This window comes from Bosea sp. F3-2, from assembly GCF_008253865.1.
In the GTDB taxonomy this organism is placed as follows: Bacteria; Pseudomonadota; Alphaproteobacteria; order Rhizobiales; family Beijerinckiaceae; genus Allobosea.
Genome location: NZ_CP042333.1, coordinates 174637 through 197456, shown reverse-complemented (window position 1 = coordinate 197456; position 22820 = coordinate 174637). Strand labels below are relative to the sequence as shown.

Annotated in this window: 23 protein-coding genes; 6 read left to right on the top strand and 17 right to left on the bottom strand. The window is 65.8% G+C overall.

Going from position 1 to position 22820, the window contains the following annotated elements; genetic code table 11:
• Nucleotides 1-61 precede the first annotated feature (61 nt).
• Together FQV39_RS32930 and scpB are read left to right on the top strand one after the other, a co-directional pair.
• Nucleotides 62-1006, top strand: a complete 945-nt coding sequence (locus FQV39_RS32930; protein ID WP_248313571.1) for a DUF1403 family protein — start codon at nucleotides 62-64, stop codon at nucleotides 1004-1006.
• 4 nt (nucleotides 1007-1010) lie between these two features.
• Entirely contained in the window at nucleotides 1011-1694 is a 684-nt protein-coding gene (scpB, locus tag FQV39_RS32925) for an SMC-Scp complex subunit ScpB (protein WP_149134660.1), read from the top strand.
• A 21-nt stretch (nucleotides 1695-1715) separates the two neighbouring features.
• Here the strand turns inward: scpB and FQV39_RS32920 are convergent, their stop codons facing one another.
• The 3 genes from FQV39_RS32920 to FQV39_RS32910 form a co-directional block, all read right to left on the bottom strand.
• Nucleotides 1716-1925, bottom strand: a complete 210-nt coding sequence (locus FQV39_RS32920; protein ID WP_149134659.1) for a cold-shock protein — start codon at nucleotides 1923-1925, stop codon at nucleotides 1716-1718.
• A gap of 299 nt (nucleotides 1926-2224) precedes the next feature.
• Complete coding sequence (locus FQV39_RS32915; protein ID WP_149134658.1) at nucleotides 2225-2956, bottom strand: FadR/GntR family transcriptional regulator; 732 nt, start codon at nucleotides 2954-2956, stop codon at nucleotides 2225-2227.
• Nucleotides 2957-3119: 163 nt separating this feature from the next.
• Complete coding sequence (locus tag FQV39_RS32910; RefSeq protein WP_149134657.1) at nucleotides 3120-3623, bottom strand: MaoC family dehydratase; 504 nt, start codon at nucleotides 3621-3623, stop codon at nucleotides 3120-3122.
• A 164-nt stretch (nucleotides 3624-3787) separates the two neighbouring features.
• Between FQV39_RS32910 and FQV39_RS32905 the strand changes: the two genes are divergently transcribed.
• Nucleotides 3788-4573, top strand: a complete 786-nt coding sequence (locus tag FQV39_RS32905; protein WP_149134656.1) for an SDR family oxidoreductase — start codon at nucleotides 3788-3790, stop codon at nucleotides 4571-4573.
• A 59-nt stretch (nucleotides 4574-4632) separates the two neighbouring features.
• Here FQV39_RS32905 and FQV39_RS32900 read toward each other — a convergent pair whose 3' ends face one another.
• The 4 genes from FQV39_RS32900 to FQV39_RS32885 form a co-directional block, all read right to left on the bottom strand.
• Nucleotides 4633-5682 carry a phosphotransferase family protein gene (locus tag FQV39_RS32900; RefSeq protein ID WP_149134655.1) on the bottom strand — a complete coding sequence of 350 codons (1050 nt, stop codon included), beginning with the start codon at nucleotides 5680-5682 and terminating at the stop codon, nucleotides 4633-4635.
• A 5-nt stretch (nucleotides 5683-5687) separates the two neighbouring features.
• On the bottom strand, nucleotides 5688-7085 hold the full coding sequence (locus tag FQV39_RS32895) for a phenylacetate--CoA ligase family protein (protein WP_149134654.1): 1398 nt from the start codon (nucleotides 7083-7085) through the stop codon (nucleotides 5688-5690).
• A 93-nt stretch (nucleotides 7086-7178) separates the two neighbouring features.
• Complete coding sequence (locus FQV39_RS32890) at nucleotides 7179-7598, bottom strand: Zn-ribbon domain-containing OB-fold protein (protein ID WP_149134653.1); 420 nt, start codon at nucleotides 7596-7598, stop codon at nucleotides 7179-7181.
• A gap of 4 nt (nucleotides 7599-7602) precedes the next feature.
• The gene (locus FQV39_RS32885; RefSeq protein ID WP_149134652.1) at nucleotides 7603-8781 is read right to left on the bottom strand and encodes a thiolase C-terminal domain-containing protein; all 1179 of its coding nucleotides are present in this window, start codon (nucleotides 8779-8781) and stop codon (nucleotides 7603-7605) included.
• Nucleotides 8782-9093: 312 nt separating this feature from the next.
• Between FQV39_RS32885 and FQV39_RS32880 the strand changes: the two genes are divergently transcribed.
• The 3 genes from FQV39_RS32880 to FQV39_RS32870 are packed head-to-tail and all read left to right on the top strand — an operon-like array spanning nucleotide 9094 to nucleotide 14237.
• A complete protein-coding gene (locus FQV39_RS32880) occupies nucleotides 9094-10314 on the top strand; it encodes an acyl-CoA dehydrogenase family protein (protein WP_149134651.1) in 1221 nt (406 codons plus the stop codon).
• Nucleotides 10315-10326: 12 nt separating this feature from the next.
• Nucleotides 10327-12432, top strand: a complete 2106-nt coding sequence (locus FQV39_RS32875) for a 3-hydroxyacyl-CoA dehydrogenase NAD-binding domain-containing protein (protein ID WP_149134650.1) — start codon at nucleotides 10327-10329, stop codon at nucleotides 12430-12432.
• Entirely contained in the window at nucleotides 12429-14237 is a 1809-nt protein-coding gene (locus FQV39_RS32870; RefSeq protein ID WP_149134649.1) for an acyl-CoA dehydrogenase, read from the top strand. The genes FQV39_RS32875 and FQV39_RS32870 overlap by 4 nt, the downstream gene beginning before the upstream one ends.
• 82 nt (nucleotides 14238-14319) lie before the next feature.
• Here FQV39_RS32870 and FQV39_RS32865 read toward each other — a convergent pair whose 3' ends face one another.
• From FQV39_RS32865 to FQV39_RS32820, 10 genes are all read right to left on the bottom strand, one after another.
• Nucleotides 14320-15498 (bottom strand): ABC transporter substrate-binding protein, encoded by a 1179-nt coding sequence (locus FQV39_RS32865; RefSeq protein ID WP_149134648.1) that lies wholly within the window; start codon nucleotides 15496-15498, stop codon nucleotides 14320-14322.
• 64 nt (nucleotides 15499-15562) lie between these two features.
• Nucleotides 15563-16258 (bottom strand): ABC transporter ATP-binding protein, encoded by a 696-nt coding sequence (locus FQV39_RS32860; protein WP_349238613.1) that lies wholly within the window; start codon nucleotides 16256-16258, stop codon nucleotides 15563-15565.
• Entirely contained in the window at nucleotides 16258-16968 is a 711-nt protein-coding gene (locus FQV39_RS32855; protein ID WP_149134646.1) for an ABC transporter ATP-binding protein, read from the bottom strand. The genes FQV39_RS32860 and FQV39_RS32855 overlap by 1 nt, the downstream gene beginning before the upstream one ends.
• On the bottom strand, nucleotides 16965-17969 hold the full coding sequence (locus FQV39_RS32850) for a branched-chain amino acid ABC transporter permease (protein ID WP_149134645.1): 1005 nt from the start codon (nucleotides 17967-17969) through the stop codon (nucleotides 16965-16967). Before FQV39_RS32850 ends, FQV39_RS32855 begins: the two co-directional genes overlap by 4 nt.
• The gene (locus FQV39_RS32845) at nucleotides 17966-18814 is read right to left on the bottom strand and encodes a branched-chain amino acid ABC transporter permease (protein WP_149134644.1); all 849 of its coding nucleotides are present in this window, start codon (nucleotides 18812-18814) and stop codon (nucleotides 17966-17968) included. The genes FQV39_RS32850 and FQV39_RS32845 overlap by 4 nt, the downstream gene beginning before the upstream one ends.
• Before the next feature lie 3 nt (nucleotides 18815-18817).
• Complete coding sequence (locus FQV39_RS32840; protein WP_187640405.1) at nucleotides 18818-19591, bottom strand: SDR family NAD(P)-dependent oxidoreductase; 774 nt, start codon at nucleotides 19589-19591, stop codon at nucleotides 18818-18820.
• 7 nt (nucleotides 19592-19598) lie between these two features.
• Nucleotides 19599-20375 carry an SDR family NAD(P)-dependent oxidoreductase gene (locus tag FQV39_RS32835; protein ID WP_149134642.1) on the bottom strand — a complete coding sequence of 259 codons (777 nt, stop codon included), beginning with the start codon at nucleotides 20373-20375 and terminating at the stop codon, nucleotides 19599-19601.
• A complete protein-coding gene (locus FQV39_RS32830; RefSeq protein WP_149134641.1) occupies nucleotides 20372-20572 on the bottom strand; it encodes a hypothetical protein in 201 nt (66 codons plus the stop codon). Before FQV39_RS32830 ends, FQV39_RS32835 begins: the two co-directional genes overlap by 4 nt.
• A gap of 109 nt (nucleotides 20573-20681) precedes the next feature.
• The gene (locus FQV39_RS32825) at nucleotides 20682-21476 is read right to left on the bottom strand and encodes an enoyl-CoA hydratase/isomerase family protein (RefSeq protein ID WP_187640404.1); all 795 of its coding nucleotides are present in this window, start codon (nucleotides 21474-21476) and stop codon (nucleotides 20682-20684) included.
• 149 nt (nucleotides 21477-21625) lie between these two features.
• A complete protein-coding gene (locus tag FQV39_RS32820) occupies nucleotides 21626-22807 on the bottom strand; it encodes an acetyl-CoA C-acyltransferase family protein (RefSeq protein ID WP_149134639.1) in 1182 nt (393 codons plus the stop codon).
• Nucleotides 22808-22820: the final 13 nt, after the last annotated feature.

The window sequence follows — 22820 nt, the reverse complement described above, 5'->3', positions numbered from 1 at the left end:
GCTTTAGACGGGTTTCAATAGCCATAAGCGCAACCTCCTATTATCATCCTCGGCGATGGAGATGCCCGATTTGCCCCGTGCCGCCGCCTTCGTCCCGCAGGTTGTCCCGGCCTGGGCCGCCCCGCGCGGCAGCGTGACGAGCGATGTCGAAGCCGCCTTCATGGCCGGTTCGGCGTTGAATTCCTTGGATAATCTCGTGCGCGCCGCGCCATCCTGGGCTGGCGCCTGGCGTCAACGGCTGGCGCTCCAATGCGCGGCCAGTGCCGTCGGTCTGGCCGGGCGGACCGAGAGCGAAGCGCAATTGCGCGACGCCTGGCATTGGCGCGCTGCCGGCACCGATCCCGGCCCCGCCGGCAATCTGCTTGCGGCGTGGCGGCGGCTCGCCGGTCGCTCGCCCAGTGTCGATGCGGAGGCACTGCGCTCGATTGTCGGCTTACTCGGCCTGCGTTGGAGCGACGCGTTCGAGACGCTGCCCAGTTGTCTCGGCGAACTGGTCCGCTCCGGTCGGCCGGCGCCGTGGGTCGCCGCAGCGCTCGCGGGCGAGGTTTGCCGGGTGCGACCGGAGGCCGAGCTCCTCGCCTGGTGGCTTGCTGACCTGGCCATCGCTGCCCGCATGCGCTGGCCATTCGGCGTCCCGCTTCTGGTCACACAGGCGCGAAGCTTCGCCTTTCGCGGTGCAGGTTCGCGAGAGCGCGTCCGCTCCGGAGGGGAGGGGTTCGACCGCGGGATCTGCGTCGCGCTCGCCCTGGCCGCGACTGAGGCGTGCCGGCTGGCGCACGACATCGCACCGCGCGCTGGGCACCTGATCGCAGTAACACCGAAGCTCCGGGCCAAGGGGGCAGGGGAGGTCATCCAGCTGTTGCTCGATGACGACGCGGTGCCTGGCACGCTGCAGACCGCGAAGCTGACACGTTGGGGCTCGCGCCGGCTGTTCGATCGGCTGAGCCACCTCAATGCCATCCGCGAACTGTCCGGACGCGCCAGCTTCCGGCTCTATGGGCTGTGACGCGATGGCCAGGCGCATTCAGACCGAAGAGCTGTTTGACGCGGAGCTCGCCGACATGCCGCCGGAGCTGCGCTGGCGCGAATGGATGGGGCGTGTCGAAGCCGTCATCTTCGCTTCACCCGAACCGGTCGGGCGCGAGGTCCTTGCGCGCGTCGTCGGCCGCGCCTGCAGCATCGATCTCCTGATCGACGACATCCGCGAAGAGCTGCGCGGGCGGCCGTATGAGCTCGTCTCTGTCGCCGGCGGCTGGCAACACCGGACGAAGAAGGGATTCGCTGTCGCGATCCGAACGGCGACCGGGCTTGGCGCAGCCGATAGCAAAGCGTTGTCGCAAGCGGAGAGCCTGGTGCTGCTGTGCGTGGGGTATTTCCAGCCGATCACCCGCGCCGAACTCAGCACGGTTTTTGGCAAGGAGGTCAGCCGCGACATGATCGGCCATCTGAGGAAGCTCGGCTTCATTGCCGCCGGACCGCGCTCGCCGCAGCCGGGCGCGCCCTACACCTATGTGACCACGCCCGCCTTCCTGTCGCAGTTCGGCTTCGAGACGCTGCGCGACCTTCCGGATTTCGAGCGCCTCGAGGATGCCGGCCTGCTCAGCAAGGATCGATTGCTTGCAGGGGAGTTTCCGGTGTCGGCATTTGAACCGGAAACGGAGACGTCGCCGTCCGAAGATGACGACGCCTTTTAGGTCCTCGCCCCTGATCGGCAGCTATTGCGCTTGAAGCTGCTCAGCCGAAGTGCGCCCGGAGCGTCGATCCTGGGCGAGCTCGTAAGAAATCTTCTGACCATCTCGCAACTCGCGCAGGCCGGCTCGCTCGACGGCGCTGATATGGACGAAGACATCCTGGCCGCCATCATCCGGCTGGATAAAGCCAAATCCCTTCGTCGCGTTGAACCACTTCACGGTACCGGTCGCCATCGTCGCATCTCCTGGAAAACGGGGGCATCATTTCCGGTGACTGTCGAGTTGGCAACCTGCAGCGTGGAAGGGCGCTTCGTCGGGCCCTTATCAGCAACCACCAACGGGCAAAGCTGGCCCATTCCTGACACCCGAAAGGTCGGCTTTCGGGCGATCAAATTTGATCATCGGCATCGCGGCAAAAGCTGGCCCAAGATGAACGGCATAGACCTCTGCTTCGGACAGAGCGCAGGCTTGCCACGTAGCTCTGCGATCAGAAGAACGGCCGTTGTTGACGTAGCCCAGATATCGAAACGCGATTAGAAGCTTTCCAACGGCCTGTCGAGATCGAGTCCTGTCTGTTCAAACCCGCGCTTGAAGTCGGCGATGTGGCGATGCATCCAGGCTGCCGCCTCGTCGGCGTCCCGCTCTTTCAGCGCCTTCAGCAGGGCGTGGTGGGCGTCGAGGATGCGCTTCTGCGTCTTGAGACGTGGCAGGATCGCCTTGCCGGCTGGCATGAAAAGCTGGCTGATCGGCTCGCGGGCAAGGCCGAGAGCCCGATTGCGAGCCGCGTGGGCGATGAGATCGTGGAACTCGATGTCAAGCCTGACGACCTCGACATGGTCGGTTATCGCCTTCTCCATCTCGGCAATGTTTTGCTGGAGCTGAGCCAGTTCCGCGGCGGTGATCCGTTCGGCTGCATACCGCGCCACCACCGGCTCGATGGCGATCGACGCCTCCCACAACTCGCGGAAGGTGACCTCATGCAATCGCAGCAGCCGGCTGGTGCGCGCGGCGGTGGCGTTGAGATGCGGCAGAGTCACCTGCAGGCGCTTGCCCGATTTGCGCTGGACGAGGCCGCTCTCCTCCAGCATCCGGATGCCTTCGCGTACCGTCGAGCGGTTGACGCCGAACTGCTCAGCGAGATGAGTTTCGGTGGGTAGCAGCACACCAGGCTTGAGTTCGCCGCGAACGATCTGCTGTTCGATCGCGTCATAGACGAGCCGGTAGACGGGAGCAGTCTCGAGCTTCTTGAAGGTCTGTTTCGTCACGGCGTTACCATCACTGGGCGGGCTTCAGTGAGATCATTGGGCGGGGGGCGGCATCGTTGCCGCATTCTTGCCATAGCATGTCCTGCGCGCCCAGGTAGACACTCCTCGGGAAGCGTCGGGCGGTTGAAACGGCATTTTCCCCCGCGGAGCGAGCGTAGGGCGCTCATGTTGGCCGGGCCTGGTTGAGCGCTTCGTGTGGCATCACGGCGATGGTGGCGCTCGCTTCGACGAAGACCGTGCCCTTCTGATCGACAAGCCCACCGTCCAACTCGACAAGTACGCCGTTCAGAGATGGCTTCGGCACGATGCTTCGGACCGTCCACCGAGCGATGAGCGCGGCGTCAGCCGGCACGGCCTTTCGCAGCCGGAAGGAGCAGCCCAGCCCGAGCGAGGCGTTCTCCGGGAAAATATGATTGGCGAGGCTGCCGAGGAGCAGACCTGTGGTCTGTGTGCCGCTGGCGATCAGCCCGCCGAAACGGGTCGTGGAGGCGAGAGCGGCATCATGATGGAGCGGGTTGGTATCGTTGGTCAGCGTTGCGAAGGTGCGTACCGAATCCGGCGTGAAGACGATTGGCGCTTCAAGCGCCTGCCCAATTATGAAGGGCGGGCGCCATTCCTGTGCTCCGGTCGCTGGCGCAGCGCTTTGTCCCGTGTCCGCCGTCGTCATGGCCTCTCACCGCTGCCTGCGAGCACCGCAGGGCTTGCTTTCACGTTATGTCGGGTTATTGACTTGTCCAACAGAAAAAGCGGGTGGGTCAACGGATGCCCCGGCGTTGCCGGTCGAGCTGTCCTCGTCCCGCACAGCCCCGCCAGTCGAGGAAACGTCTTCTGATGCCCGCCCGCCCGCTTCATGCGCTGTTCGATCTTAGCGGCCGTGTCGCCGTAGTCACCGGTGGCTCGCGCGGGCTCGGCCTTCAGATCGCGGAGGCGTTGGGCGAGTTTGGCGCCCGCATTGTACTCGTCGCCCGCAAGGCGGCGGAGCTCGAAGCGGCGGAGCAGAACCTGAAGGCACAGGGCATCGACGCCGCGGGTTTCGCAGCCGACCTCTCCCGCCCCGAAGCGATCGAAGCGCTCTGCGACTGGGTCGGCGCGCGCTATCCGCAAGTCGACATCCTCGTCAACAATGCCGGCACATCCTGGGGCGCGCCAACGCAGGACCATCCGCTTGACGGCTGGAACAAGGTCATGGCGATCAATCTCACCGGCATCTTTCTGCTGACGCAGGCGGTTGCCAAGCGCTGGATGCTGCCGGCGCGGCGCGGGCGCATCCTGAACATCGCTTCGATCGAAGGCCTGCGCGGACACCATCCGGATCTCGTCGGGACGATCGGCTACAATACCGCCAAGGGCGGGTTGGTGAACTTCACGCGTGCGTTGGCGGCGGAGTGGGGACCGCACGGCATTACGATGAATGCGCTGGCGCCGGGCTATTTCCATTCGAAGCTGACGGCAGCGACGCTGGATCAGCACGAGGCGCAGCTCGTCGCGCACACGCCGCGCGGCGAACTCGGCGGCTCGCAGGATCTTAAGGGCGCGGCGTTGCTCCTCGCCTCAGATGCGAGCGCCCATATCAGCGGGCAGATTCTCGCCGTCGACGGTGGCTATACAGCGATTTGAGCTATGCCGCCGGCCTCGCTTCTGGCGGCCACTGATGTCACGAAAAACCGCGGCACGCTCTAGGCTCGGGCGGCGAAGGCTGCGGCCTGTGTGAGGCAAAGCTCCGCGACCCGGCCGCGCGTCAGTGCCTGCGGCGAGGCGGCGTTTCCGTCGAGCGCCCGCTTGTAGACGCCCTGTAGGATGGCTGCGAGCCTGTAGAAGGCGAAGGCGAGGAAATAGTCGCGGGTGGCGGCGGCATCGATCCCGGATGCACGAGAATAGATGTCAAGAAACTCGCTCTCGTCGGGAATGCCGAGCGCCTGGAGATCCTGATCGGCGAGGCCGTTCAGGACTGATTGCGGCAGGTGGTACCAGATGCAGCAATAGGCGAGATCGGCCAGCGGCTCGCCCACCGTGCAGAGCTCCCAGTCGAGCACGGCGGCGACCTCGCTGCCCTGGAAGATCAGGTTCTCGATGCGGTAGTCGCCATGGACGATGCCGATATTCTCGGTTTTCGGTTTGTGGTCGAGCAGCCATTGCCCCACCGCCTCGATGCGCGGATCGTCCTCGGTCATGGCCGCGAGGTAGGCGCCGCGCCAGACGCCGATCTGCCGACCGATGAAGTCGCCGCGGGGTTTTACGCCTGCTGCTTCCAGAGCCGAAGGCTCGATGCGATGCAGCCGCGCCATCGTCCCGGCCATCGCCTCGTAGATCGAGCACCGCTGGGCCGGCCCATCATTCGGGAGGGCCGGGTCCGAGTGAACGGCACCGGGAACGTAGTCCATCACGAAAAAGCTCGTGCCGATGATCTCGCGATCATCGCTGGCGAAGAGCGGATGCGGCACGGTGAAGCCCGCGCCACCCAGCGCCTGCATGATATTGTGCTCCCGCACCACGTCATGGGCGCGGGGCAGCAGATGGCCGTAGGGCTGCTTGCGCAGCACGAGGCGGCGCTCGCCGGTGGCCAGCAGATAGGTCGGGTTCGACTGCCCCGCCTCGAACTGACGCTCGATCTCGATGGCTTCGGCCGGGCGGATCACGCCGGCCTGGCGCAGAGCCGCTTCGAGCCGAGGCAGGGCTGCGGTGAAGGAGAGGCGTTCCTGGCTTGCGGGCATCGTGCTGTCGGCCATGGAGATCACGAGGTCTTGTCGGAGAACTGATAGCCGGCGGGGCGCTCGTCCTTCCAGCGGCGGGCCTTGTTCTCGAAGAACGGGAGCTCGTCGCGCGGCACTTCGCGGACCTTCATCTGAACGTTCGTCCGCTCCTTGATGGCGGTCTGGACGCGCAGCAGGACAGCCTCGCGCTCGGCCTCGTCGCGTTCGGCATGCTCCGGCTTGAGCCCGACCTTGACCATGACCTCGGTGCGGCCCTTCTCGTCGACGAAGACGCTGCCGACATATTCGGCGACCTCATGATGGGCGAAGACGGCGAGATCGACGGCCGACGGCCAGACATTGTTGCCGCGGATCTTCATCATGTCGTCGTAGCGGCCGATGGTGCCGCTTTCGATGCAGGTCCAGGCGCGCCCGTTGTTCGCCGATGCCTGCGGCAGGAGCCGGACACGGTCACGCGTGCGGAAGCGGATAACCGCCGAGCCTTCGATATCGAGATTGGTCAAGACGATTTCGCCGAACTCGCCTTCCTTCACCGGCTCATCCGTATCGGGATCGAGCACCTCGACGATGACGTGCCAGTCGAAGCACTGCATCGGCGCGCGGCCGCCATCGGCCGAGACGACGCCCTGCTCGCTGGTCGAGCAGATGAAGCCTGCACCCTGCGTGCTGCCATAGCCTTCGTGCAATGTCGCACCCCAGACCTCCTGGATGGTCTGCGCCCATTCGACCGGATAGCCCTCGGCCGCGATGAACAGGCTCTTCATCGTCGGAAAGTGCTCGCGCGGGTCGAGGCCGCGGCGGCGTAGGGCTTCGGTCAGCGTGTGCAGGTAGTTCGTCGAGGCATAGATGAAGTGGATCTCGCCGAAGCGGCACATCAAATCGATCTTGGCGTCGGTGCTCATCGTGCCGCCGACCGTCAATGGCAGGGCGCCGGCGGCACGGAAGCCCTCCGTCGGGCCCCAACCACCGGTCGTGAGACCGCCGGAGGGAACGCAGTTCAGCCCGACATCGCCCTGCCGCAGCCCGGCGATGTGCCAGGGAAGCTGATGGAAATAGCCCTGCATGACCAGGTCGCGCTGCGAACGGCCATAGACTTCCTGCCCCTGTCCCGAGGTGCCCCCGGTCATGCAGACCAGCGCGACGTCTTCCCGAGCGATGCCGAGACGCCGGCCGAAGGGCTGGTGCTCGTTCTGGTCGGCGAGGCAATCGGCCTTGGTGATCGTCGGGATGCGCCTGAGATCAGCCAGTGAACGGATGTCGTCGAGACGAACCCCCGCCCTGTCCCATCGCTCCCGATAAAAGCCACTCGTGGCATGCAGCCGCTCGATCTGGCACCTCAGCTTGGCGAGCTGGAGGGCCTGCATCTCGTCGCGGCTGACCGCGCCCATCTGGGCGATGATGGCGGAGGAAGCGTGCATCGCCGTCGTCCTATGGCGTTTCCAGTTCCGGGACGGGCCGGGTGCGCGGTTGGCCCGCGTCTCTCCCGTTCCCGCCCAGCATTCTCTCAGACTTCAAGCTGGCTCGAACAGCGGCAGCACCACCTCTTCGGTGACTTGCTTAAACGCGACCTTGAGCGGCATGTCCGCCACCACATCCTCGGGCGCACAGCCGACGATATTGGACGGCATCCGCACGCCCTCAGCGAGCTCGATCAGCGCGACGACATAGGGGACATCGTCGACATAGACCGGCTTCGGCACCGGATGCCGGACGACGATCCAGCTGAAGACCTTGCCGGCACCCGAGGCCTGCTTCCACGACAGGCGGCCCGAGCCGCAATGCGCGCAGATATTGCTCGGCGGGAACTGGTGTCGACTGCAATCGTCGCAATGCTGGATCATCAGGCGCTGCTCGCGGCAGCCGGCCCAGAACGGCGCGGAATCGGGATCGGGAACCGGGACCGGCTTGGCGTATGCTTCTGGCAACGACATCGCCCTATCTCCTCAGGATCATCGCGCTGCCGCAGGTCATCGCTCCGGCGGTGGTGAGCGCGATCTCCGCATTGGGAATCTGGCGCGGGCCGGACTGGCCGCGTAATTGTTCCACCGCCTCGATCACATGGTTGAACCCATGGATGTAGCCCTCGGAGAGCAGGCCGCCATGGGTGTTGACGGGCAGCTTGCCGTCGCGGCGGATATGGCCGTCGGCGATGTAGTTGCCGGCCTCGCCCAGCCCGCAGAAGCCGAGCCCCTCGAGCTGCATCAGGATGCTGTAGGTGAAGCAGTCATAGATCTCGGCGACGTCGATATCATTCGGAGTCACGCCGGCGCTACGCCAGAGATCATCGGCGATGTAGTGGCTGTAGTTCTTCGAATGGTCTGGCCAGCGGATGCAGTCGAACAGGTCGTCGCCCTGCTGCGGCCCGCCGCCATAGGCGCCGCCCATGATGTAGACGGGCTTCTGCTTCAAGTCCCGTGCGCGCTCGGCCGAGGTCACGACCACCGCACACGCGCCGTCCGTCTCCAGGCAGATGTCGAACATGCGGAAGGGATCGACGATCGGGCGCGAGGCGAGATAGTCGTCCATGGTCATCGGCTTGCGCTGCATCGCGCGGGGATTGAGCACGGCGTTCTCTCGCAGCGTGACCGCGACATTGCCCAGTTGTTCCGGTGTCAGCCCGTATTCGATCTGATAGCGGCGGCACCACATCGCCATGGCTTGCGGATAGGTGATCCAGCCGAAGGGCGCGGTGTACTGCGTCGGGCCCAGCGCCTGGAATTCACGGCCGCCGCCGAGCCGGAAGCCGGAGCGACCATTCATCGCGCGGTAGCAGACGACGGTATCGGCTAGCCCGGCTTCGATCGCGGCCACGGCCGAAAGCACGATCAGGTTGGCGGCGTTGCCACCCGCCAGGAAATCGACCGCATAGCCGGCATTGGGGATCTCGAGCCCGGTCGCGACGGCGATCGCCGGCGCCGAATCGTTGAAGTTGTAGCTGACGATGCCGTCGATATCGGCGGGCCTCAGGCCGGCATCGGCAATAGCATTGGCCGAAGCCTCGATGGCGAGCGCCCGGACCGTGCGGCCGGAATTGGCCGAGTAGTCAGTCGTACCTATGCCGACGATCGCGTACTTGTCCTTGAGCGCATAAGCGGGTCTGCGAGCGGTTCCCATCTCTTGCCTTCGCCTGAAAGGGCCTGGAAGCGCCTTGCGCCTCGCCGCCTGTCAACGACCCGCCCGGCGGGTCATGGAGGCATCTTTGCCCGACAACCGGACAATTGACAACCCTATCTTGCGATCCCTCTTGACCCGGGTGTGGTGCCTCGGGCCGAGTTATATCATCATAAAATATTGAAATAGAACGATTAATATCCGTATCTATTTTCCAATCCTCTGTGGTTGCATCTTCTATTTTGTCGTATTGTCCGACAAGGCAACATCGGCTAGGGATAACTCCACGCCGTCGCGGCAGCGAAGGGGAGGATAATGGACTTCGAACATTCACCGAAGGTCAGGGACCTGCTCGCCCGGCTTGGTGCCTTCATGGCCGAGCATGTCTACCCGAACGAGCCGGTGTATTCCGAGCAGGTCGCCGGCAGTGTCGATCGCTGGATGTCGCCGCCGGTCATGGAGGAGATGAAGGCGAAAGCTCGCGCAGCCGGGCTATGGAACCTGTTCCTGCCGGATCACGGCGGCGGCGCGGGCCTCAGCAATCTTGAATACGCGCCGCTCTGCGAAGTGATGGGCCGTTCGCCCATCGCCGCCGAAGTCTTCAACTGCTCCGCGCCCGACACGGGCAACATGGAAGTGCTCGCGCGCTACGGCACGCCTGAACAGAAAAAGCGCTGGCTTGAGCCGCTGCTGGCGGGCGAGATCCGTTCCGGCTTCGCGATGACGGAGCCGCAGGTGGCTTCCTCCGACGCGCGCAACATCGCTTCGCGCATCGTTCGCGACGGCGACGACTACGTCATCAACGGGCACAAGTGGTGGACCTCCGGCGCGGGCGACCGGCGTTGCAAGATCCTGATTTTCATGGGCCTGACCGATCCCGAAGCGGAGCCCTTCCGGCGTCAGTCGATGATCCTCGTGCCGATGGACACGCCAGGCGTCGAGGCTGTCCGACCGCTGACGGTATTCGGCTACGATCATGCGCCGCACGGCCATTTCGAGATGCGGTTCACCGATGTGCGCGTACCGGCCACCAACATGCTGCTCGGCGAGGGACGCGGTTTCGAGATCGCGCAGGGGCGACTTGGCCCCGGCCGCATCCATCACTGCATGCGGGCGATCGGTCTGGCTGAACGGGCATTGGAGTCGATGGTCGCACGAGCACGCAGCCGCGTCGCCTTCGGGAAGCCGATCGCCGAGCAGGGCATGCTGCGCGAGGCCATTGCCGAAAGCCGCATGGAGATCGAGCAGGCGCGGCTGTTGACGTTGAGGGCGGCTCATATGATGGACACGGTCGGCAACAAGGCGGCGCGCGCCGAGATCGCGATGATCAAGGTTATCGCGCCGCGCATGGCCCAGGCGGTGCTCGATCGGGCGATCCAGATCCATGGTGGCGGCGGCGTCAGCGGCGATTTTGGCCTCGCGGAAGGCTGGGCGCTGGCGCGTACGCTGCGTCTCGCGGACGGTCCCGACGAAGTCCATATGGACCAGATCGCCCGCCTCGAACTGGCCAAACCGGCCGAGCTCTGGGCCTGGTGAAGGCGCGCCGACATGACGTTCCCATCCCTTGTCCGCACGGAAGTCAGCGGCACTGTCGCGGTTCTCACCATCGCGAACCCGCCGGTCAACAGCCTCTCCGCCGCCGTCAGGCGCGACCTCACGGCCGCGCTGTCGCGCGCGGTCATTAACGGCGTCAGCGGCGTTGTTCTCATCGGGGAGGGCGGGCATTTCTCCGCTGGCGCCGATATCCAGGAATTCGACGCAGGGCTCGATCCGACCGCGCCCGACCCGAACGACCTTCACGCCGCGATCGAGGCCTCGCCGGTGCCGGTGGTCGCGGCCATCCGCGGCACGGCGCTCGGTGGAGGCCTCGAACTCGCTCTCGCCTGCCATGGCCGCGTCGCCAGCCCGGATGCCCGGATCGGTCTGCCCGAGGTGAAGCTCGGGTTGCTGCCAGGTGGCGGGGGCACACAACGTTTGCCGCGCGTCGCGAAAGCGGCCGTCGCGGCAGGGATGATCGCGAGCGGGCGCGTCCTCGGCGCGGCCGAAGCACGCGCGGCTGGGATCGTCGACCGCATCGGCGACGATTCCCTGGCAGAGGCCATGATCCTGATCGAGCAACTTGGTGCAGTACCGCTGACCGCCACCTCCGGCCGAGCGCTCCCGCCCGATCTCGCCGAAGCAATCGACGCTGCGCGCGCCGGCATCTCAGCCAAGAGCCCGCACGCGGAAGCCTCGCGGACAGCGCTCGACGCCATGGCACAGTCCGCGCGCCTCTCCTTCCCGGAAGCGCTCGCCGCGGAACGCCGGCTCTTCCTTGGCTTGATGGAGTCCACGACCTCGCGCGCGCTGCGCCACCTCTTCTTCGCGGAACGCGCTGCAGCCGGAACGCCTGGCATCGGCAAGGAGACGCGGACGCGCCCGGTCGAGACGGTCGGCGTGATCGGCGCCGGCACGATGGGCTCCGGCATCGCCATGGTCTTCGCCAATGCGGGTCTGCCGGTCACGTTGATCGAGCGCGATGCGGCGGGTCTGGAGCGCGGTCTCAAGCGCATTCGCGATGTCTACGACCGCGCCGTCGCCAAGGGCGATCTCTCGGCCGAAGTCGCGCAGGATCGGCTGCAGCAGATCACTGGAAGGACGGATATCGCGGCGTTGTCCGGGGTTGACCTCGTCATTGAGGCCGCTTTCGAGGAGATGCAGGTCAAGCTTGCGATCTTCCAAGAGCTCGACAAGATCGCGAAGCGCGGTGCGATTCTCGCCACCAACACCTCGGCGCTCGATGTCGACGTCATCGCCGCCGCGACGTCGCGCCCGGCCGATGTCGTCGGGCTGCATTTCTTCAGCCCGGCCCATGTCATGCGGCTGCTCGAGATCGTGCGCGCCAGGGAAACCGCACCCGATGTGCTGGCGACGGTGATCCGGCTCGCCCGCAAGGCCGGCAAGACACCCGTGGTGGTCGGCGTCTGCGATGGTTTCCTCGCGAACCGCCTGCTCTATCCTTATCTGCGGCAGGCCGACCTGATGCTGGAGGAAGGTGCGCTGCCGGAGCAGATCGATAGCGCCCTCAATGCTTTCGGCTTGGCGATGGGCCCCTGTGCCATGCTCGACATGGCCGGGCAGGATGTCGCCTGGCATGTCCGTCAGCGCCAGCTCAAGGATTGGGACCCGGCGAGGCGCTACTCCCGATTGGCCGACCTTCTGGTGGAGCAGGGGCGGCTGGGTTCGAAGACGGGGGCGGGGTGGTATCGCTATTCCGGCCGACAGAAGGAGAGCGATCCCGCCGTCGAGGCGATGATCCTTCAAGAATCCGACCGGCTCGACGTCACCCGGCGCGCCATCTCCGACGAGGAGATCATCAAGCGGGCGCTGTATGCCATCGTCAACGAAGGCGCCTTTGCGCTGGCCGACGGCACGGTGCAGCGCGCTTCTGACATCGATGTCGCCTATACGCAGGGCATGGGCTTCCCGGCCGCGCGGGGCGGTCCGATGTTCTGGGCCGACACGGTCGGGCTCGATGCGATCTACGCCGATATCCTGTCGTTTGGAGCCAGCGGCGATGCGAATTGGCGCCCGGCGCGACTGCTGGAGGAACTGGCCAGGAGCGGCCGTAGCTTCGCCGATCATGATCGTGAGCGGCGTGCGGAGGCGGCATGAGCTTTGTGGACGAACGCGACCTGTCCTTCTGGCTCTACGACTGGCTCGATGCCGAGCAGCTGACGGGCAGGCCGCGCTTCGCTGAGCATTCGCGCGAGACCTTCGATGCCGTGCTCGACCTCAGCGCGAAGCTGGCCACCTCCCAGTTCGCGACCCACTACAAGAAATCGGATCGCATCGAGCCGGCTCTCGACGGTGAGACGGTGCATGTCCTGCCCGAGATCGGGCAGGCGCTGAAAGCGGCGGCGGAGATGGGGCTTTTCGCTGCCGATTTCGACGGCGAAGTCGGCGGGCTGCAACTGCCGAAGCTCGTCCAGACCGCCTCGATGGCGCATTTCATGGCGGCCAACATCGCGACGTCCGCCTATGTCATGCTGACTCAGGCGAATGCCCGGCTGATCTGCAACTTTGGTACGCCGGCGCAGATCGAGACCTTCGCGCTGCCACAGGTCGAGGGGCGCTGGTTCGGCACGATGTGCCTCTCCGAGCCGCAGGCTGGTTCCTCGCTCGCCGACATCACCACCCGCGCCACCCCCGATGGCGAGGACGGGCTCGGCCCGCGCTATCGTCTCTCTGGCACCAAGATGTGGATCTCGGGCGGCGATCAGGACATTTCGGAGAATATCGTCCATCTCGTGCTGGCGAAGATCCCGGATGCGTCCGGTGCTCTTCTGCCCGGTGTCGGCGGCATCTCGCTCTTCATCGTGCCCAAGCAACTGCCGAACGGCGCCCGCAACGACATTGCCGTCGCCGGGCTGAACCACAAGATGGGCTATCGCGGCACCAGCAACTGCCTGCTCAATTTTGGTGAAGGCACGCGCCATCGTCCCGGCGGCGCGGCCGGTGCGATCGGTTACCGCATTGGAGAAGCCGGCAGCGGTCTCGCCCAGATGTTCCAGATGATGAACGAGGCGCGGATCTCGGTCGGCCTGGGCGCGGCGGCGCTCGCAGCGCGCGGCTATCGCCAGTCGCTCGCCTACGCGCGCGATCGGCCCCAGGGCCGGCCGCTCGGCGCCAAGGACTCTGCTGCGAAGCAGCGGCCGATCATCGAGCATCCCGATGTGAAGCGCATGCTTCTTGCCCAGAAGGTCTATGCCGAGGGAGCGCTGGCGCTGATCCTCTATTGCGCGCGGCTGATCGACCGAGAAGAAGCGGCCGAGACTGCGGAGGACAAGGCCCATGCCGAGGCATTGCTGGGCCTGCTGACGCCCGTCGCCAAAAGCTGGCCGTCGGAATTCGGGCTCGCCGCCAATGATCTCGCGATCCAGATCCATGGTGGCTACGGCTACACGCGCGATTTCGACGTCGAGCAACTCTATCGCGACAACCGCCTCAACCCGATCCACGAGGGCACGCACGGCATCCAGGCGATCGACCTGCTCGGTCGCAAGATCCTGCGGGATCGCGGACAGGCACTCGCGCTGCTGGGCGAGGAGATCGACGCCACGATCGCGCGTGCCCGGCCGATGCCGCAATTGGCCGATCTTGCAGCTTTGCTGGACGAAAGCTGGCATGCGGTCGGCGAGACAGTCGAGGCGCTGTCGTCGCTCGGCGCCCCGGCGGATGCATTGCTCAACGCGTCGAATTTTCTGACCGGCTTCGGCCATGTCGTCGTCGGCTGGCTCTGGCTCGACCAGGCTTGCGCGGTGCTCGCGAAGGGCGGCGAGCTGGATGCCTTTGCCCGCGGCAAGCTGCGGGCCTGCCGCTATCACTGCGAGGTCGAGCTGCCGAAGGCGCGCCAGAATCTTGCCTTCGTTGCAAGCCTCAACACCACCGCCGGCCTGACGCCGCTGGACGAGTTTTGAGGCATCAGACACGGCTGCATTGTCGGTCACATGCAAAAACGCCGGGGCCTGAGCCCCGGCCTTCCTTTTTGCTTTCGAGAACTTACTTGGCCTTGCAGACCACCTCAGGAGCCACGTCGGCCGCGGCGACCGTCGTCTTCACGACCGGACGCAACTCGCCATTGACCGCTTCCACGACGCCGAAATAGTTCGGCTTCAGCAACTGGCGGTCCTCGGCGCGCAGCACGAGCTTGCCCATGATCGTGTCATAGGTCTTGCCCGGCAGCGCCTTGACGATGTCGTCCGTCTTGACGCTCTTGGCGTCCTTCACCGCCTGGAAGAGCACCTGGTAGCCGAGATAGGCCTCACCCTCGAAATTGGTCGGCGGCACTTTGTATTTGTCGGTCCACGCCTTCACGAAGGCCTTGTTCTCCGGCGTGTCGAGCGTCGAGGAATAGTTGATGATGCCGAAGACACCCTTGGCGGAATCGCCCAGTGTCTTGACCGTGCCATCGGTGGTGAAGCTGACGCCCGCGACGGTGATCGCGTCCGTCAGGCCGAATTGCTTCGACTGCTGCGCGAAATTGACGGCATCGCGCCCGGCGAGCACGACCCACACGCCTTCGGCACCGGCTTTCTTGATCTGCTCGATATAGGGAGCGAAATCGTTGGTGTTGGCCGGCGGGAACAGCTCCGCCACCATGTTGCCGCCGGTTTCCTTGACCGCCTTCGAGAACAGCTCCGCCGAGCCGCGGCCCCAGGCGATGTCGATCGCGACCACCGCCCATTTCTTCTCCTTGCGCTCCTTGAGCCAAGGCTTCACCGTCGCGGCATCCATGGCCGACTGGGTGTTGACGCGGAAGACGCGCGGCGCGCAGTTCGCACCGGTCAATTCGTCGGCCTTGTTGACGACGGAGATGTAGAGCGAGCCCCAGCGCTGCATCAGCGGCGCGATGGCGAGGCCTTCGCCGGAGGCGATCATGCCGGTGATGACCGGATAGCCCTCCATGACGAGCTTCTCGACCTGCCGGCGAGCAACGTCGGGCTTGGCCTCCGTGTCGTAGGACTTGAACTCGACCTTGTGGCCGTCGACACCGCCGGCCGCGTTCGCCTCGTCGATGGCGAAGCGACTGGCGCGCATCACCTCCTCGCCAAGCGAGGCATAGGTGCCGGACATGTCGGTCGCGACGCCGATCTTCAGCGGATCGGCGGCGAGCGCCGCGCCGGAGACCGAGAGCATGGCGCCGAGCGCGACGCCGGTCATCATCACTGCCTTGAACATCTTTTCGTCCCTCCCTGAGACTGGCCTGTTGCGGCATGGTTGGCCCGCTTCTGCGGCGGGCTGTTCAGATGGCGATATGCTTGTGGAAGTCCTCCGCCCCGATCTCGGCGAGCGAGCCGGATGCGGCGACGGCTCCCTTCGACAGCACGTAGAAGCGTTCGGCGACGCGGCGGATCAGCCCGACGCTCTGCTCGATCAGCAGGATGCCCATTCCCTGGTCGCCGAGCCTGACGAGCAGGTCGGCGAGCTCGTCGACGATGACGGGCGCCAGCCCCTCGCTCGGTTCGTCGAGGATGAGCAGGTCCGGATTGGCCATCAGCGCCCGGCCGATGGCGAGCATCTGCTGTTGTCCGCCGGAGAGCGCGAGGCCGGGGCTGGCCTTGCGCTCCTCCAGGATAGGGAAGAGTGCCTTGACGCTCTCCAGCGTCCATGGGCCGCGCCGACGGGTCGCGGTGCCGAGAAGGAGGTTTTCCTCGACCGTCAGGTTGCCGATGATGCCGCGCCCCTGCAGAACGACCGAGATGCCGTTCTTGGCTGCGGTGTAGCGGCGCAGATCGCGCACCTCTTCGCCGCGGATCTCGACATGGCCGCGCTCGATCCGGGTGACGCCGCAGAGCGTGTTGACCACCGTGGTCTTGCCGACGCCGTTGCGCCCGACCAGCGCGACGCGCTCGCCTGCGGCGATCTCGAAGCTGACCCCATTGAGGATGCGGGCCTGTCCGTAGAGTGCGTGGACGTCATGGAAGGAAAGCAATGTCATCACGCCTCCGTCCCGAGATAGGCGGTGACGACGCGTTGATCGGCCCTGATCTCCGCGACATTGCCTTCAGCGAGCATCTCGCCGAGATGCAGCACGGTGATGCCGTCGCAGATCGAGAAGACGACCTGCATGTCGTGTTCGACCAGCAGAACCGTGACGTTCCAGCGGTTGGCGAGGTCGCGCAGGATCGTCGCGAGCCCGTGCGATTCCTCGACCGTCAGCCCGGCTGCCGGTTCGTCGAGCAGCAGCACGCTCGGGCGGCCCACGAGGGCGAGCGCAAGGTCGAGCCGCCGCTGGTCGCCATAGCTGATCTCGGCTGCCGGCATTCGCGCCAGGGCGGTGAGGTTGAGCTCTTCCATCACCTCCTCGACACCGGCCTCGGCGACAGCCCAGGACGCGATGCGCAATTGCTGCTCGACACTCAGCATCGGAAAGATGTTGGTGCGCTGGAAGGAACGCGCGAGCCCGAGCCGGCGTCGCTCCTGCGGCTTCAGCCGCGAGACATCCCGCCCGTCGAGCAGAACCCGGCCGGGCTGGCCGCGGACACGGCCGGAGAGCACGTCAATCAGTGTCGACTTGCCTGCGCCGTTGGGGCCGATCAGCCCCCGGATCTCGCCGCGCCGCACCGTGATGTCGACGCCCTTCAGCGCCCGGAAGCCGCCGTAGCGGCGCTCGAGACCGATGCCTTGGATCGCGAATGTCTCGCTCATGGCTGCCTCCGCATCCGGAGCCAGCCGGCCTTCAGCAGGCCAACGATGCCCTGCGGCATGACGAGCGTGACGACGACGAGGACGCTACCGACGATCGCCGGCCAGTATTCGGCGAAACGCCCGGCGAAATCCTTGAGAATGAAGAAACAGACGGCGCCGATCGCGGGGCCGAGGATGAACTGCGCGCCGCCGACCACGGCCATGATCAGGGCGGAGCCCGACAGACTCCAATGGAACATCTGCGGGGCGATGTAGCCGTTATAGGTCGCCTGCAGCAGGCCCGCGATGGCAGCGAGCAAGGCCGAGATCGCGTAGACGATTGCGGGCGGGATCGTCGTGTCGTGGCCGATGAAACGGGCGCGCTCGGCATTGTCGCGCACCGCTGCCGCGATCTGACCCATTCGGCTGTTGGCGAAGAGGGCGAGTCCGAGCAGCGCGAGCACGAGGATCGACCAGGCGACGACGACCATCACCGACGGATCCTGCAGCAAGCTGGAATCGAGCCCGAAAATGCGTGAAGGGAGGTTGAACGACATGCCGTCGTCGCCCTTCGCCAGCTCACGCCAGCGAAAGGCGATCTCATAGAAAGCCTGTCCCACCGCTAGCGTCAGCATGGCATGGGCGACGCCGGCGATGCGGGCGAAGACGAGGCCGAGCAGAAAGGCGATCAGCGTCGGCAAAGCGAGCGCGGTCAGGAACGCCAGCTCTGGCGCCATCAGCCCGCGCGCCAACAGCACGCCGAAAGCGTAGCCGCCGAGCCCGAAAAAAGCGGCTTGGCCGAAGCTGACGCGCCCGTTCTGCAGAACCAGGAAGCCAACACTGGTCGCGAGCAGCGCGTCGAAGATGGCCTGCGTCGCCAGCGAAAGTGTGAGTTGGGACGGGACCAGCCAAGGCGCGGCCGCACCAAGCGCGAGTGCCACCACGGCAATGGCGAGGAGGGGGCCGGTCCGGCGCAGATCCGATCTCGGAGCGGCGATTTCATTCTGAGCGAGGGCGCTCATGTCCGCGACCCCGCGAAGCCGGTCGGCCGCCAGATCAGGATGCCGATCATCAGCAGGAAGGGCAGCATCGTCGCGGCCCAGGGCAGGTAGATCGCGCCAAGATTATGGATCTGGCCGATCAGAAGCGCCGCAAAGAAGGCGCCCGCGAAGCTGCCGAGGCCGCCGATCACCACCACGATGAAGGAATCGATTAGGATGTAGTTGCCCATGGTCGGCGAGAGCGTCAGCAGCGGCCCGGCAACGACGCCCGAGAGCCCAGCGAGTGCGGTGCCGAGCCCGACCACGACCAAGCTCAGCCGGTCGACGTCGATGCCCTGGAGCGACGTGACGTGTGGATTGGTGGAGGCGGCGCGGACATAGAGGCCCATCCGCGTGAAGCGCAGCCAGGCTGCGAGCCCGCCCGCGACAAGCAGGCTCACCGCGATGATGAAGAGGCGATAGATCGGGAACGGCGAGCCGGCGATCGTGACCGTGCCGTCGAGCAGCTTCGGAACGGGATAGCTCAGATAGGCCTTGCCCCAGGTGACCGTCACTACGGTCTCGAGGATTAGCAGCAGGCCGAAGGTGATCAGCACGGTGACGATGTGGTCGTGCTTGCGCAGGCTGCGGAAGACCAGCACGTCGAGCAGGCAGCCCACCGCCGCCATCGCCACGACCGAGACCAGCAGCCCCAGCCACCAGTGGCCGGCGGCCGCGAGGGTGAAGCCGATATAGGAGCCGAGCATGAACAGCGCGCCATGTGCGAAGTTCACCACCTCACGCAGGCCGAAGATCAGCACCAGCCCGACGGCGAGCAGATAGAGCAGGCCACCATAGACGATGCCGTTGAGAAGCTGGATCGTCATGCGCTAGCCCGCCGTATAGCCGCCATCGACATAGATGGTCTGGCCCGTGATGTAGGAAGCGGCGCGAGAGGCGAGGAAGACGATCAGCCCGGTCACGTCCTCGACCTCGCCGAGCCGGCCGATGGCCGAGCGCTGCAGCACCTTGTCGTAGAGCTGCGGCTGGGTGCGGATCAGCTCGCGGTTGAGATCTGTGACGATGACGGTCGCACCAATGGTGTTGACGGTGACGCCGTGCCTGCCGAGCTCGAAGGCCATCGCCGCGCCGAAATTCGCCAGCCCGGCCTTGGCGGCGCAATAGGCGGTGCGGTTCGCCATGCCTCTGCCAGACAGGATCGAGCCCATGTTGAGAATGCGGCCATATCCGTGCTCGCTCATCACCGGTGCGAAAGCGCGCGAGCAAAGGAAGGCGCCGGTCAGGCTGACGTCGACGACGCTCTGCCAGTCCGTCAGCGTCGTCTCGGACAGCAGCTTCGGTGAGGTGACGCCGGCATTGTTGAACAGGATGTCGGCGCGCCCGAAGGCAGCCACCACAGCATCGCGGGCCGCCGCGACAGAGCTTTCATCGGTGACGTCCACCTCCACGATAAGCGCGCGGCGCCCCGCCGCCTCGACTGCCTGCGCCGTGCGCTCGAGCTTCTCCCGGTTGCGGCCCAGCACCGCGACATCGGCACCGGCAGCTGCGAGCGCTTCGGCCGCGGCGGAGCCGATACCACCGCTGCCGCCGGTTACCACCGCGGCGAGCCCGTCGAGACGGAACGGATCGGAATGCATCGCCATGCCTGCCTCACATCGCCATCTGGCCGCCATCGACCGGCATCGCGATGCCGGTGATCACGCGGGCTTCATCGGAAGCGAGGAACAGGGCGGCCGCGGCGATATCCTCGGGCTCCGGCATCCGGGCGAGCGGGATAGTGGCGCGGAAGCGCTTCATCGCCTCGTCGCGATCGCCAGCCATGCCAGGCAGGAAGGCCGAAAGCATCGGCGTCTCCGTTACCGTGGGGCAGATCGCATTGACGCGAATGTTCTGCGGCGCGAGCTCGAGCGCGAGGCTGCGGACCAGCCCGACGATGCCGTGCTTGGCCACGGTGTAGAGGCTGAAATTCGGCTTGGCCTTCAGCCCCTGCAGCGAGGAGGTGAAGAGCAGCGCAGCCCCCGCGGGATTGCCGGCCGCGCTCTGGCGCAGAGCCGGCAAGGCGGCGCGCGTCATCTTGAGGACGCCGAGCAGGTTGACGCTCAGCACGCGCTCCAGCGTTGCGTCGTCGATCGCCTCGAAGGCGCCGGTGAACGGACCGCCCGCATTATTATGCAGGATATCGAGGGCGCCGAAACGCTCCAGCGCGAAGGCAACGGCTCGCGTGCAATCCTCGCTGCTGGTGTGATCGCAGTGGCAATAGGTGGCATTTGCGCCGATTTCGCCCGCGACGGCTTCGCCAGTCGCGTCCGCGATGTCGGTGACGACCACCTTCGCGCCTTCGGCTGCGAAGCGCCGCGCTACGGCCTTGCCGAGCCCGGACCCGGCGCCGGTGACGAGCGCGACCCTGCCTTGAAGCCGCCCAGTCACGAACGCGCCTCCGCTAACAGGAGGGAGGGCGGTGTGGCGACGACAACCATCGCGGCGATCCGACCGCGCAGCTGGGCGGCCTGGCCCGTCAGGAGTGGATCCTGCGTGGCGCAGAGCCGCTCGGCATCGGCGAGCATCCGCGTCAGGATCGCGTAGGCATCCTCGTTGCACGATTCACGGCGACGCTCATCGCCCATCGGCTGCTTCCTTCCCGTTCGGCGGCCTCTTCTGTCACGGTTTGCCGTGAGCGGGCCTTGTTCATGTCTCGGTGCGCCTTGCGACGCAGGTGTGGGCGGCGCGGCGCCGTCAGCTCTGATAGACCGGCTTGCGCTTTTCCTTGAAGGCGAGCAGGCCCTCCGTCGCATCCGGCTCGGTGGTCGCGTAGTTCAGGACGAAGTCCATCTCGTAGCGCAATCCTTCCTCCAGATCGGAGGTCAGGGTCTTGTTGGCGAGGTGCTTGGCCGAGGCCAATCCGACCCGGCTCTTTTCCGCCAGTTGCCCAACGAGCCGGTCCAAAGCGGATTCGAGTTCGGCATGCGGCACGACCTCGTTGACGAGGCCGATCTCGCGCGCCTCATCGGCCGTCAGGAGCTGGCCGGTCAGCATCAGATGCTTCGCTCGCAGCATGCCGATTGCGCGCGGCAGGCGTTGCGAGCCGCCGGCGCCGGGTAACTGCCCGAAATTGAGATGGCCGTCACCGATCCGCGCCGTATCCGCCGCGAGGACGAGATCGCAAGCGAGCAGCAATTCGAGGCCGCCGGCCACGCAGACGCCGTTGATCAGCGCAACATAGACCTTCTTGGAGTTCTCGATGCCCACGAGCATCGCGTAGAAATCATCGAGGAAGGCCGAGAACTCCGCGGGCTCGCGATAAAGCCTGAGATAGCCGTCAAGATCGCCCCCGGCCGAGAAGCTGCGGCCGCTGCCGATGATGCTGACGACGAACACATCGTCCATCGCCTCGATCGTCTCGACGGCCTGCTTGAGCTCCCGCACAGTGGCCCAGTCGAGTGGATTGAGCTTGTCCGGTCGTTGGAGCGACAGGCGCGCATGTCCGCCGGACGTGTCCAGTCTGACATTCGCCATTTCCGTCGCGAGCATTCCACCCTGCGGCAGCATCGCTTTTATTGAACCTATTGTCCGCTTGTCCGACAACGGGACGTTAGCACCACCACCTGCCCCGTCAAGAGAGGAGAGGCGCTGCGTTTCCGGTTTTTGGCGTACCCGCATCCGAAAGGGATAGGGTCCCGTCAGGCCCGCTCGAAGATCGCCGCAATGCCTTGCCCGCCGCCGATGCACATGGTCACCAGGGCGTAGCGACCGCCGATGCGCCGGAGTTCGTGAACCGCCTTCACGACGTTGATCGCCCCGGTCGCGCCGACCGGGTGGCCGAGCGAGATTCCGCTGCCGTTCGGATTGACGGTGGCCGGATCGAAATCGAGCTCGCGGGAGACGGCGCAGGCTTGAGCCGCAAAAGCCTCGTTCGATTCGATGACGGAGAGGTCGCCGACCTTGAGTCCAGCCTTCGCCAGCGCCTTGCGTGTCGCGGGGACCGGCCCGATGCCCATATATTCGGGATCGACGCCGGCATGGCCGTAGGCGACAAGCCGTGCGAGTGGCTTCGCGCCGGTCTTGCGGACGGCGTCGCCGCTGGCAAGCACGACCGCCGCCGCGCCGTCATTGATGCCGGAAGCGTTGCCGGCCGTGACCGAGCCCCCATCCTTCTTGAAGACGGTGCGTAGCCCGGAGAGGTCGGCCTCCTTCGCGTCGTGGCGAACATGCTCGTCCTCGGCGAAGATCGCCGGCCCCGCGCGCGTCTTGATCTCGATACCGGTGATCTGGTCCTTGAAACGGCCTTCTCGGATCGCGTGGGAAGCCCGCCGGTGGCTTTCGACGGCCAGCGCGTCCTGCGTCTGACGGTCGATGCTATAGCGCGCGGCGACGTTCTCCGCCGTCACGCCCATCAGCATCCGGCCAAAAGGATCGCGCAGCGCGCCGTCCAGCATGTCGACGACCACCGTATCACCCATCTTCACGCCCCAGCGCATGGCAGGGGAGAGAAAAGGCGCGCGGCTCATGCTCTCGGAACCGCCGCCGAGTGTTATCTCGGCGTCGCCGAGCATAATTGCCTGCGCTGCCGTGATCACGGCCTGGAGCCCGGAGCCGCAGAGGCGATTGACCGTCATCGCCGGCGTCTCGACGGGGACGCCACCATTCACCGCGGCAATACGCGCGATGTACGCGTCGCGGGGCTCCGTTTGGATGACCTGGCCCCAGGCGACATGGTCAATTTCGGAGGAGTCCACGCCGCTATCGGCAACGGCGCTCCTGACCAAGGCGCTCCCCAGATCCCCGGGGGCAACATCCTTCAGCGACCCACCAAAGGTGCCAATCGCGCTTCGACGCGCTGCAACAACAAAGACATCCGTCATCGAGAGATCCCAA

Bases quoted from the DNA above. Each gene is read 5' to 3' on its own strand.
- FQV39_RS32930 (WP_248313571.1), top strand. From the start codon at position 62: ATGCCCGATTTGCCCCGTGCCGCCGCCTTCGTCCCGCAGGTTGTCCCG.
- scpB (WP_149134660.1), top strand. From the start codon at position 1,011: ATGGCCAGGCGCATTCAGACCGAAGAGCTGTTTGACGCGGAGCTCGCC.
- FQV39_RS32920 (WP_149134659.1), bottom strand. From the start codon at position 1,925: ATGGCGACCGGTACCGTGAAGTGGTTCAACGCGACGAAGGGATTTGGC.
- FQV39_RS32910 (WP_149134657.1), bottom strand. From the start codon at position 3,623: ATGACGACGGCGGACACGGGACAAAGCGCTGCGCCAGCGACCGGAGCA.
- FQV39_RS32905 (WP_149134656.1), top strand. From the start codon at position 3,788: ATGCCCGCCCGCCCGCTTCATGCGCTGTTCGATCTTAGCGGCCGTGTC.
- FQV39_RS32900 (WP_149134655.1), bottom strand. From the start codon at position 5,682: ATGGCCGACAGCACGATGCCCGCAAGCCAGGAACGCCTCTCCTTCACC.
- FQV39_RS32895 (WP_149134654.1), bottom strand. From the start codon at position 7,085: ATGCACGCTTCCTCCGCCATCATCGCCCAGATGGGCGCGGTCAGCCGC.
- FQV39_RS32890 (WP_149134653.1), bottom strand. From the start codon at position 7,598: ATGTCGTTGCCAGAAGCATACGCCAAGCCGGTCCCGGTTCCCGATCCC.
- FQV39_RS32885 (WP_149134652.1), bottom strand. From the start codon at position 8,781: ATGGGAACCGCTCGCAGACCCGCTTATGCGCTCAAGGACAAGTACGCG.
- FQV39_RS32880 (WP_149134651.1), top strand. From the start codon at position 9,094: ATGGACTTCGAACATTCACCGAAGGTCAGGGACCTGCTCGCCCGGCTT.
- FQV39_RS32875 (WP_149134650.1), top strand. From the start codon at position 10,327: ATGACGTTCCCATCCCTTGTCCGCACGGAAGTCAGCGGCACTGTCGCG.
- FQV39_RS32870 (WP_149134649.1), top strand. From the start codon at position 12,429: ATGAGCTTTGTGGACGAACGCGACCTGTCCTTCTGGCTCTACGACTGG.
- FQV39_RS32865 (WP_149134648.1), bottom strand. From the start codon at position 15,498: ATGTTCAAGGCAGTGATGATGACCGGCGTCGCGCTCGGCGCCATGCTC.
- FQV39_RS32860 (WP_349238613.1), bottom strand. From the start codon at position 16,258: ATGACATTGCTTTCCTTCCATGACGTCCACGCACTCTACGGACAGGCC.
- FQV39_RS32855 (WP_149134646.1), bottom strand. From the start codon at position 16,968: ATGAGCGAGACATTCGCGATCCAAGGCATCGGTCTCGAGCGCCGCTAC.
- FQV39_RS32850 (WP_149134645.1), bottom strand. From the start codon at position 17,969: ATGAGCGCCCTCGCTCAGAATGAAATCGCCGCTCCGAGATCGGATCTG.
- FQV39_RS32845 (WP_149134644.1), bottom strand. From the start codon at position 18,814: ATGACGATCCAGCTTCTCAACGGCATCGTCTATGGTGGCCTGCTCTAT.
- FQV39_RS32840 (WP_187640405.1), bottom strand. From the start codon at position 19,591: ATGGCGATGCATTCCGATCCGTTCCGTCTCGACGGGCTCGCCGCGGTG.
- FQV39_RS32830 (WP_149134641.1), bottom strand. From the start codon at position 20,572: ATGGGCGATGAGCGTCGCCGTGAATCGTGCAACGAGGATGCCTACGCG.
- FQV39_RS32825 (WP_187640404.1), bottom strand. From the start codon at position 21,476: ATGCTCGCGACGGAAATGGCGAATGTCAGACTGGACACGTCCGGCGGA.
- FQV39_RS32820 (WP_149134639.1), bottom strand. From the start codon at position 22,807: ATGACGGATGTCTTTGTTGTTGCAGCGCGTCGAAGCGCGATTGGCACC.